A 1,417-nucleotide genomic window follows, 5' to 3' on the forward strand; every position below is an offset into this window, starting at 1 on the left:
GGATCAGTCCAAAAAGTTGGGGGATTTGAGTGAATCGAGTTTCTTTGTTTAAAAAAACAATTGGAAGAAAAGGATTACCTCAGTTTACTTTTGCCACAGGGGCTTTTGGAATTTTTCAAGGTTACCTCTGCAGCCTTGAAGGACAATGCTTTCCGCATTTATCTGGAGGAGCTTAATATTCACCCCGAACACCTGCAAGGAGTCAAGCTGATTTCCAAAGGTTTTTATGAAGAAGTAACCGTACAGGATTTTCCCCTTCGCGGCAAAGCTTGTTTCCTGAACATAAAAAGGAGAAAATGGCTCAATGAAGCGACAGGCAAGAACGTAAGCAGGGACTGGAACTTGGTAGCCAACGGCACGCGAATGACACAGGAATTCGCGCTTTTTTTAAAAAGGAACGATTGGACTCGTCCCCTGTAAGCTGTAAAAGTCTGGCAGCAAACTTTCATGTAAACGGGAAGGTCCTTGAACATCAGTATGTTTTCCATCTCAGCAACTTCCAAACTTGGCAGCAGAAGTCCCATGCCAGGGACTGGATTCTCTTTCCGGAAAATCTGGGCACCCATCTAAGCATTGATGAAACATCCCTCTCTCAGGGAGAACTCTACACCGTGCTGACCAATAAAGCCGCCAAAGGCAAAAAGGGAGCTTTGGTAGCCATGGTTAAGGGGACAGACAGTGAGCGGGTAATTGATGTTCTGAGAAAATTGCCAGAAGGCAAACGAAAGAAAGTCAAGGAAGTGACCCTGGATATGGCCGCCAGCATGGAAAGAATGGTACGCCGAAGCTTTCCCAAAGCGGTGTTGGTCACCGACCGCTTCCATGTCCAGCAACTTGTTCATGAAGCTGTACAGGAAATGAGAATTGCCCACAGATGGGAGGCAATCGAGCAGGAAAACAAAGAAATGGAACTGAGCAAGGAGTGTGGCAAGCCATTTATTCCCAATAAGCTTGAAAACGGAGACACAGAAAAACAGCTGTTGGCAAGGAGTAGATACCTGCTTTTCAAGGCAGAGGATCACTGGACCCCATCGCAAGCACTCCGCGCAGAGCTACTTTTCCATCACTATCCTGATCTGGAAAAAGCTTATAAACTATCCAGGTCTCTGACCAGGATCTACCAGACCAGCAAAATCAAGGGAGTTGCCTTCACCAAACTGGCCCACTGGTACAACGAGGTGGAACAGGCAGGATTCAAATCCTTCAACACCGTATCCAGAACCATCCAAAATCACTACGAAACCATCCTCAACTTCTTTGAAAACAGAAGCACAAACGCTTCGGCTGAATCATTCAATGCAAAAATCAAAGCGTTCGGAGCGCAGTTCAGAGGCGTATCCAATATTGAATTCTTCCTATTTCGACTCTCAAATATCTATGGATGAAAATTTACCTCCCCAGATATTCAGACTGATCC

General features: G+C 45.7%; 2 protein-coding genes. Both read left to right on the forward strand.

Annotated features, from left to right (window positions below; genetic code table 11):
• The first annotated feature begins 60 nt into the window (after nt 1-60).
• A complete protein-coding gene (locus tag J0A68_RS22370; protein ID WP_206580489.1) occupies nt 61-420 on the forward strand; it encodes an ISAon1 family transposase N-terminal region protein in 360 nt (119 codons plus the stop codon).
• Complete coding sequence (locus tag J0A68_RS22375) at nt 402-1,385, forward strand: ISAon1 family transposase (RefSeq protein ID WP_369075009.1); 984 nt, start codon at nt 402-404, stop codon at nt 1,383-1,385. The genes J0A68_RS22370 and J0A68_RS22375 overlap by 19 nt, the downstream gene beginning before the upstream one ends.
• Nucleotides 1,386-1,417 lie beyond the last annotated feature (32 nt).

This window comes from Algoriphagus oliviformis, assembly GCF_017254915.1.
Lineage (GTDB): Bacteria > Bacteroidota > Bacteroidia > Cytophagales > Cyclobacteriaceae > Algoriphagus > Algoriphagus oliviformis.